We start from the raw sequence: 7,900 nt of genomic DNA, 5'->3' as shown, positions 1-7,900 counted from the left end.
CCTTGGGAAGTTTCCAGTCAATATTTGATACAGGGTAAGAGGGCAATATTTCGCGGTCTGGTTTCATTTCCACCCGTATAGCCTGTGTTAATCGCTGGCCCCCAAGGATCTGTTGTTGGAAAAACGTTAACCGTTCCATCAGCCGGTCTAGGACCATACATTCCCGATAAGTGATTATGGCTTTTTATTTCATCGTTTTGCCAACTGCCAAAACTCCTGCCATTATCTACGTTTCGACTATGATCCCATCCACGGATAAATTCTCCTCTTAAATCGGGAACCGTAGCGCCTACAATAGCAGCCAAAGCTGGATAAGAGGCGGTCGATTGGCCGTTGCACTCGATAAAACCCTCTGGCGGCGTAGGCGCTGCGTACCAAATTACGGTTCCCGTAGGAACAGAAACACTTCCTTGGGAAGTTATTGATCAATACTTAATACAGGGCAGTAATGCGACATTTGTCGGACGTGTTTCATCTGCAGTTCTAACAACTCGTGAAGCATCAAACGTCCATGAATTATGGGTTGCTGAAACTCCAGCGTTAATTTGATTTAATGGAGGTCCATTCAATGCAAATGCACCTGATGTATAAGTGGCACCACCAGTTACATTCCCAAAAGATCCCGTAATATTTTGTAGCGCGTCTGCTTGATAAGTTCCAAAAACACGGGTCCCACTTTCTCCTACGATCCCTGCTCGATCATGTACCCAGCCTCGGATAAATTCTCCGCGCAGGTCGGGTACGAAAGCACCGACCACAGCGGCCAGCGCCGGATACGCCGCCGTAGACTGACCGTTGCACTCGATAAATCCCTCTGGTGGCGTGGGTGCTGCAAACCAGATCACCGTACCCGTGGGGATGGAAACACTTCCTTGGGAAGTTATAGTTTCATGATGTAGGCTAATGAATAATATGGAGGCATAATACTATGTGGTTGATCACCACCCGAATCAAGTGTTGTTGGTAAGTTCGTTGAGGGAACAGTCAATAGCCAGCCTCCAGATCCAGGGCCGATGATAGTAATGGATCCCCATGTATCTAAAAAATTAGTAATTTGATGATTATGCTTTGGCATTTCTGAAATAGTTAATTTATGCATACCGGCTCCACCATGTTCGGAAGGATGAAAATACCCACTTCCGAATTCAGTTATGTCAGCAGTGTAATTTCCGCTATCACTTCCAGAACCTACAATAAAACGATTTCGTAAATCTGGTGATCCATTAGTACCATCGCAGAGTTGAAAGCCGACTGGGATTGTAGAAATTAATCCTGACCAAAGAAGAATACTACCAGATGGTAAATTACCACTTCCTTGGGAAGATTATGGGAGTGCCCTTATACATGGCAGCATCGCTACATTTCGCGGTCGAGTTTCTTCCGATGTTCGTGCACGTGGATTATGAAGACCATTCCCAATTTCACTGGCTTTAGAAGTCCACCCATTGGTCGGACTTCCAACCCCTTCCGTTGTATCACGATAACCGGTAGTGTCTTTACCAAACCAAGCTCCAAAATGGTCATGGTCTTGCAAGGCATCCAGTTGAATTGTACCAAAAAGACGAGTGCCGCTTTCACCTGTAATACCAGAGCGTCCATGAATCCAACCCCTTACGAATTCACCGCGTAAATCTGGCAATTGCCCATACGCGCCATACGTCGTCCCAAGGAGGGCTGTCAGCGAGGGATATGTCGCACTAGACACAACCGAGCCGTCACATTCCAGAAAGCCGTCTGGCGGTGTGCTGGCTGCAAAATAAAGTACCGTGCCGACCGGCACGCCGGCAACACTTCCTTGGGAAGTTATAGTTTCATTATCCAATGCAAAACTATGCTAGGAGGCATGTTATTGTGAGGCTGGTTTCCGCCCGAGGAGTTAGTTATCATGGTCATGTTATATGCAGCGATGCCATCACCGTTAGATATATAATTGCCATTCAACAAAGAACTGTCATAAGTTTCGGCATAGGTAATAGTATGGGTATGGTTGGGCATTTCAGCGATAGTTAATTGATGAAGTCTTTCTCCAATATATGTGCCAACAATATAACTTAGAGTGCCAAAGCTGTCCGTGTAATTACCGGAGCCAATCACTGTTCTTCCTCTCAGGTCTGGCGTTCCATTTGACCCGTCACAATAAATAAAGCCAGGTGGAATGTTGCTTAGATTACCGTACCAAGGAATAATTACACCACTCGGAAGAGTATTACTTCCTTGGGAAACTTCTATTACAGCTTCATAATGTACGCTAACACCATAAAGCGAGGCAATATATTATGAGATTGACTTCCGCCGGTATAGTTTGTTACAAATCCTTGGTCCCAAAAACCCCAAGTAAGATCAGAATCGCCAGAGCCATTAGCTCGTTGTCTCAATGCGATTAAACCAAGACCATGATTATGACTAGGCATTTCAGCAATGGTTAGTAGGTGCATTTCTTCACCGCCATTAACGCCTACCGGCCAATGGCCGTTCACGGCATTCCAGCCGGTGGCGAAGGAAGTCTTGGTATTCACGTCGCCACCAGCGCCGTACACGAAGCGAGAGCGAAGATCCGGGGTATTATTATCACCGTTGCAAAGCGCCCAGCCGGAGGGAATGGAGGAAACGCTGCCATGCCAAATGCAGATCGTACCGGCTGGAACACCGGCAACACTTCCTTGGGAAGATTCTATTCAGTATTTTATGCAAGGGAGCAAAGCGATATTCCGAGGTCTGGTTTCAGTTCCCCCTGTAGCATTAGTTGTCATATAGGCATTGACATCACCTTTAGCGGCACCAACTTTATTGGGTGCCGGATTCGAAACATCTCCATACGTAGTAAAAGTATGTGTATGACTTTGAAACATATCAGTTTGCCAACTTTTAAAAGATCGTCCTGAATCTATTCCTTTACCGTGATCCCAACCGCGAATAAATTCGCCCCTTAAATCTGGAACATTAGGCCCGACTAAAATTGCAAGTGCCGGATACGCAGCAGTAGGCTGTCCATTACATTCCAGAAAGCCTTCAGGAGGCGCAGAAGAAGCAAACCAGATTATTGTACCAGTAGGGACTGTGGAAACACTTCCTTGGGAAGATTCTATGAGATATCTTCCCAACTATAGTTTCATAATAAATGCCAGGCTATAAAAAGGAGGCATGTTATTATGAGGCTGGTCATTTCCTGTGTCATTAGATACATTTGATCTATTAACTACGCCTGGATCCCCGCCACCAACAGTTCCAGAAGATTGTCCATGCTGCATCCAAGCTGAGGTTGTATTATGATGATGAGCAGGCATCTCGGTTATTGTTAATTTATGCATTTGTTCGCCACCAGTTTGACCGACAGAAAAATATCCTGAGTTAAATGAATTCCAGCCGACTCCAGTAGGATTGTATATCCCGATGTCTAAACCCGCCCCAACAACAAATCGATTGCGAAGATCAGGGGTTCCGTTTGTTCCGTCACATAAGGCCCAGCCAGAGGGAATAGAAGTAGTGCTACCTTGCCAAATGCAGATAGTTCCCGACGGTATAGTTGAAACACTTCCTTGGGAAGATTCTATTCAACCCATTCAATTATAATAACTCCATTGGCTCCGGCCCCACCACTTCCGTACCAAGCCCCACCTCCACCGCCGCTTCCATAACCACTTCCACTAAACCCTGTAGTAGAAGAGAAAGCATCGCCGGGTCTACCACCGTTACCCAAAAGAGAGCTACCTCCAAACCCTCTACCAGACATAGTATTATTCCCTGGGCCACCCCCAGCGCCAGCCATAGAACCCCAGCCGCCAGCGTTACCGCCAGAATAACCACTTCCAGGGAAACCACCTTTAAGTGTAAAATACGATCCAAATGCTGTTGCACCACCACCATATCCCGAACTACCACCACTTCCAATTGAAACCCATATCGAGGCCCCAGGAGTTACTAATATTTCTCTCCGGTAGATGCATTCACCAGATCCACCACCGCCAGCCCATGATTCTCCAGCGGTAGCACCGCCACCGCCGCCGGCAGCACCTGAAACAATAAGTGAAGTTACTCCATTTGGAACTATAAAAGCACCAGAGGAAGTTATGGTTTTAACACGAAATTTGCTGGGTGTATTACTTCCTTGGGAAGGTTCCGTTTATAATTTCATGATATAAGCCAATGCAAAATATGGCGGTTTAATATCAATAGGAACGTTATTCCATCCACTACTAGTTAATATGTTGCTTAATGAACGCATAAATTGCATGTTTTCGCCACCGCCGCCTGACGTTCTTGTATACCATTGTTTTTCATAAGTGGTTGTGTTGCCAAAACTATATTCCGAATAATTATTATAATTGCCAGATATTATCCAACTGCTTCCGAGAGAAGATAATGCATTGCTTGGTAAATTGGAAGATTGAAGGATAATTTGTTCAGCTCCTCCCGTTAACATTGGCTCATATTTATTTCCAGCACCTATTACAAATTTATCTCGTAAATCAGGTGTATTATTGCTACCATTGCACAATACCCATCCACTAGGAATGTTACTAATATTGCCCGACCAAAGACAGATTGTTCCCGCCGGTATGATTGAAACACTTCCTTGGGAAGTTATTGATCAATATTTGATACAAGGTAGGAGCGTAACATTTCTCCCGCGTGTTTCCGTACTACCATCCATGCTTGTTTTTAAGGAATTAAATCCATTACTATACATTACTACATCGCCATATGAACTATTACTTACTTTGTTTATATATAATCCACTCATCGTATGATTATGAGATTTAAACATATCGGTTTGCCAACTACCAAATAATCTTTCTGGATCAACTCCTCGTCCATGGTCCCATCCCCTTATAAACTCTCCGCGTAAATCGGGGACTACAGCACCCACCACGGCGGCTAACGCTGGGTAAGCTGTGGTTGATTGTCCATTGCATTCCAGCCAGCCATCTGGCGGGGTGGACGCACCGTACCAAATTATTGTTCCAATTGGAACTAAAGAACTACTTCCTTGGGAAGATTCTATTTAGTACTTAATGCATGGCAATAACGATACATTCGTAGGACGAAATTCAGGTGCAGTATGGCTTGTTCCCCAAACACGGGAAGCGTCAAAGGAATAATTTTCAACATAACTACTGCCACCAGCACCAACATTAGACCATCCAATTACCGCTGCGCCAAAAACGCCATCGCCACTACAATACAAAGCGTTTGCAACACCATACATATTGCCAGTAATATTCCGACCACCATCGTTTTGAATAGTGCCGAATGGGCGGGATATATCTATTCCTTTGCTGTGGTCCCACCCTCTAATAAATTGCCCTCGTAAATCTGGCACTGTAGGACCAACAATTGCTGCTAAAGAAGGATATGATGATGTGCTTTGTCCATTGCATTCTAGCCAGCCATTCGGTGGGGTAGACGCACCATACCAAATTATTGCGCCAGCAGGAACTGAAGGAACACTTCCTTGGGAAGATTCTGATCAATATTTTATGCAGGGAAGTAGAGCAATATTTTTTGGGCGCGTTTCACTTCCTCCATAAGAGGAGCTTAAAGAAGCAGGAAAAGTACTCTGTCCGCTAGGGCTTGAAAGTAAGTTAGTGTTTATTGTTCCATAGCCCCATGGTTGAGGTGAATATGAGTTAGCTATTGCCGTTTCATGTTGATGTTGTTTAATTAAGTCAATTTGCCAAGAGCCAAACGTACGTCCTGTGTCCGATATACCGGTGCGATCGTGAGCCCAGCCCCTAATAAATTCTCTTCTCAAATCAGGTACCGTAGCTCCGACAATAGCCGCTAAAGTAGGATAGGATATTGTACTTTGGCCATTGCATTCGATAAATCCAGTTGGAGGGATAGGAGCCGTGAACCATATTATAGAGCCAACCGGTATAGAACTATAACTTCCTTGGGAAGTTATAGTTTCATGATATACGCCAGCGCATAATAGGGAGGACGATTTTCATGAGGTAGATCGCCGCCAGTATCGTCGGTAAAATAGGAGCCAAATCTTGGGAATTGAGTACTCAAAGACTCATCATTTGTTCCTGCTTGGCTATCGCATGAAACAGGTGAAATTTTATGATTATGTTTAGGCATTTCAGCAATGGTTAATTGGTGAAACTCTTCTCCTCCTATATTTCCTGGCGAGTAGAAGCCAGTTCCGATACCATTTAAACCGTTTACATGTGAATTTATATCATTACCTGCTCCGACGATAAATCGAGAGCGAAGGTCGGGGGTTCCATTTGTTCCATCACATAACGACCAACCAATCGGAATCGAGGCAATGGTGCCATACCAAATACAAATAGTTCCAGAGGGTATAACGAAAACACTTCCTTGGGAAGTTATTGATATGTTATATAGGAAAATATGAAAAATTATGGATCGGCATGAGTGAAGCCCAAGTATATATTTGACTCAGAGATGTATTTTTTACCCTTCACACAGAACAAATGTTCTGTTATTATATTGCTGAAGGAGAGTGAAAACATGGAAGAGCGATTTGTTGATTTAACGACAATTCCTTGCTACCAACAAATGGTTCAAGTTTTTTATGTGGATCGATGCATGGCGAAGTGGGCGGGAATGTTGTTATCCGAGCACAATGAACAGTTAAAGGGCGATGAAAATGGCCCTCGTTAACTATGTGCATTTTCCTAAAAGAAGCGTCTTGTGTATAGATGTTAAATCCTTTTTTGCCTCGGTCGAAGCGGTGAGACGCGGGCTGGACCCGCTGGATGCGTATATCGCGGTTGTTTCAGATATAAGAAGGGCGGGAGCCGTTGTTCTTGCTAGCAGTCCAAAGGTGAAAAAAGAGTATAGTATAAAAACGGGTAGCCGCCTGTTTGAAATTCCTAAAAAATCTCCTATTAAAATTGTGGAACCGAATATGTCACTATATCTTCAACAGAACAGAGCCATTCAAAATATCTTTAGGCGCTATGTTACAGACGAAGACCTTCACATTTATAGTATTGACGAATCTTTTTTAGACGTTACGGCCTCCTTAAACCTGTTTGGTCCTGCGGAAATAATTGCAAAGAGGATTCTAAAAGAGGTAAAAGAGGAGCTAGGCCTTATTGTTGCCGCCGGGATAGGCGATAATCCGTTATTAGCCAAACTGGCACTAGACCATGAGGCAAAAAAAAGACCACCCTGGATAGCCAGGTGGTCGTATGAAATGGTACCGGAAACCGTTTGGAAGATAGAGCCAATGACGGATTTTTGGGGTATTTCAAGAGGGTATGACAAGCGATTGAAGCGGCTTGGTATTTATACCATTGAAGCCCTAGCACATGCGGACCCACTATTATTGCAACGTGCCATGGGAATACTGGGGCTGCAGCTGTATTATCACGCTTGGGGGCTAGATGCCAGCATTATTTCCCACAAATATAAATCCAAAAGCCACACCTATAGTAAAAATCAAATTCTTATGCGCGATTATTTTGTGCGTGAAGAGATTCAAGTTGTTATTAAAGAGATGATTGGGGAAGTTTGCGAAAGACTGCGAAAACACAAGGAAAAGTGTTGTGAAATACAACTGAGTATTGGCTATTCAGATAAAGCCATTCACCCAGGTTTTTCAGTAAAAGTAAAATTGGCTCCTCCTGATAATTCTACGGGACGAATCAGCCAATTAGCAAATACTGAGTTTAGTAAACGATGGAGCAAGGAACCAGTTCGGTCTATTAACGTAGCGGCCTTGCGGATTGTACCCGCCATACATGAACAATTAGAGCTGTTCAATACCGATGATCGCCGGCAGACTTTGATCGATGAAACGGTCGATACATTGAAAAGGAAATTTGGAAAAACGAGCATTTTCTATGCGGGGTCTTTAGCGGGCGGGACGTATTTAGAACGTGCGAATTATGTGGGCGGACATAAAGGAACGAGTACCTAAAAA

At 44.1% G+C, this 7,900-nt stretch carries 15 protein-coding genes; 2 read left to right on the top strand and 13 right to left on the bottom strand.

Features of this window, described 5'->3' with window-relative positions; all coding sequences use genetic code 11:
- Positions 1-17: 17 nt before the first annotated feature.
- From C508_RS20980 to C508_RS20950, 13 genes are all read right to left on the bottom strand, one after another.
- Complete coding sequence (locus C508_RS20980) at positions 18-380, bottom strand: phage tail protein (RefSeq protein WP_422664655.1); 363 nt, start codon at positions 378-380, stop codon at positions 18-20.
- Between the two features lie 45 nt (positions 381-425).
- Positions 426-845, bottom strand: coding sequence for a phage tail protein (locus tag C508_RS20975; protein WP_215731987.1), 420 nt, complete (start codon positions 843-845; stop codon positions 426-428).
- Positions 846-880: 35 nt separating this feature from the next.
- Complete coding sequence (locus C508_RS20440) at positions 881-1,099, bottom strand: hypothetical protein (RefSeq protein ID WP_156817664.1); 219 nt, start codon at positions 1,097-1,099, stop codon at positions 881-883.
- Positions 1,100-1,324: 225 nt separating this feature from the next.
- Positions 1,325-1,780 (bottom strand): phage tail protein, encoded by a 456-nt coding sequence (locus C508_RS19960; protein WP_071595807.1) that lies wholly within the window; start codon positions 1,778-1,780, stop codon positions 1,325-1,327.
- A 23-nt stretch (positions 1,781-1,803) separates the two neighbouring features.
- The gene (locus C508_RS20970; RefSeq protein ID WP_018704628.1) at positions 1,804-2,094 is read right to left on the bottom strand and encodes a phage baseplate protein; all 291 of its coding nucleotides are present in this window, start codon (positions 2,092-2,094) and stop codon (positions 1,804-1,806) included.
- 134 nt (positions 2,095-2,228) lie between these two features.
- On the bottom strand, positions 2,229-2,516 hold the full coding sequence (locus C508_RS18990; protein WP_018704627.1) for a hypothetical protein: 288 nt from the start codon (positions 2,514-2,516) through the stop codon (positions 2,229-2,231).
- A gap of 159 nt (positions 2,517-2,675) precedes the next feature.
- A complete protein-coding gene (locus tag C508_RS20965; protein ID WP_083928127.1) occupies positions 2,676-3,101 on the bottom strand; it encodes a phage tail protein in 426 nt (141 codons plus the stop codon).
- Entirely contained in the window at positions 3,102-3,308 is a 207-nt protein-coding gene (locus C508_RS20435) for a hypothetical protein (protein WP_156817663.1), read from the bottom strand.
- Between the two features lie 256 nt (positions 3,309-3,564).
- A complete protein-coding gene (locus tag C508_RS19675) occupies positions 3,565-3,888 on the bottom strand; it encodes a hypothetical protein (protein WP_156817662.1) in 324 nt (107 codons plus the stop codon).
- A 232-nt stretch (positions 3,889-4,120) separates the two neighbouring features.
- Positions 4,121-4,495: a hypothetical protein gene (locus tag C508_RS20430; protein WP_156817661.1), complete on the bottom strand. Its 375-nt coding sequence runs from the start codon at positions 4,493-4,495 to the stop codon at positions 4,121-4,123.
- Between the two features lie 93 nt (positions 4,496-4,588).
- Positions 4,589-4,954: a phage tail protein gene (locus C508_RS20960; RefSeq protein WP_422664654.1), complete on the bottom strand. Its 366-nt coding sequence runs from the start codon at positions 4,952-4,954 to the stop codon at positions 4,589-4,591.
- 48 nt (positions 4,955-5,002) lie between these two features.
- Entirely contained in the window at positions 5,003-5,419 is a 417-nt protein-coding gene (locus C508_RS20955; protein ID WP_422664653.1) for a phage tail protein, read from the bottom strand.
- A 48-nt stretch (positions 5,420-5,467) separates the two neighbouring features.
- Complete coding sequence (locus C508_RS20950; RefSeq protein WP_422664652.1) at positions 5,468-5,860, bottom strand: hypothetical protein; 393 nt, start codon at positions 5,858-5,860, stop codon at positions 5,468-5,470.
- Between the two features lie 620 nt (positions 5,861-6,480).
- Between C508_RS20950 and C508_RS20515 the strand changes: the two genes are divergently transcribed.
- Positions 6,481-6,633, top strand: coding sequence for a hypothetical protein (locus tag C508_RS20515; RefSeq protein WP_018704624.1), 153 nt, complete (start codon positions 6,481-6,483; stop codon positions 6,631-6,633).
- Positions 6,620-7,897, top strand: coding sequence for a Y-family DNA polymerase (locus C508_RS0116210; RefSeq protein ID WP_018704623.1), 1,278 nt, complete (start codon positions 6,620-6,622; stop codon positions 7,895-7,897). The genes C508_RS20515 and C508_RS0116210 overlap by 14 nt, the downstream gene beginning before the upstream one ends.
- Positions 7,898-7,900: the final 3 nt, after the last annotated feature.

Origin of the sequence: Anaeromusa acidaminophila DSM 3853 (assembly GCF_000374545.1) — a bacterium.
GTDB lineage: Bacteria > Bacillota > Negativicutes > Anaeromusales > Anaeromusaceae > Anaeromusa > Anaeromusa acidaminophila.
Note: the sequence above shows the minus strand (reverse complement) of the source record. Positions and strands in the feature narration are given on the sequence as shown.

Bases quoted from the DNA above. Each gene is read 5' to 3' on its own strand.
- C508_RS20440 (WP_156817664.1), bottom strand. From the start codon at position 1,099: ATGCATAAATTAACTATTTCAGAAATGCCAAAGCATAATCATCAAATT.
- C508_RS20435 (WP_156817663.1), bottom strand. From the start codon at position 3,308: ATGCATAAATTAACAATAACCGAGATGCCTGCTCATCATCATAATACA.
- C508_RS20515 (WP_018704624.1), top strand. From the start codon at position 6,481: ATGGAAGAGCGATTTGTTGATTTAACGACAATTCCTTGCTACCAACAA.
- C508_RS0116210 (WP_018704623.1), top strand. From the start codon at position 6,620: ATGGCCCTCGTTAACTATGTGCATTTTCCTAAAAGAAGCGTCTTGTGT.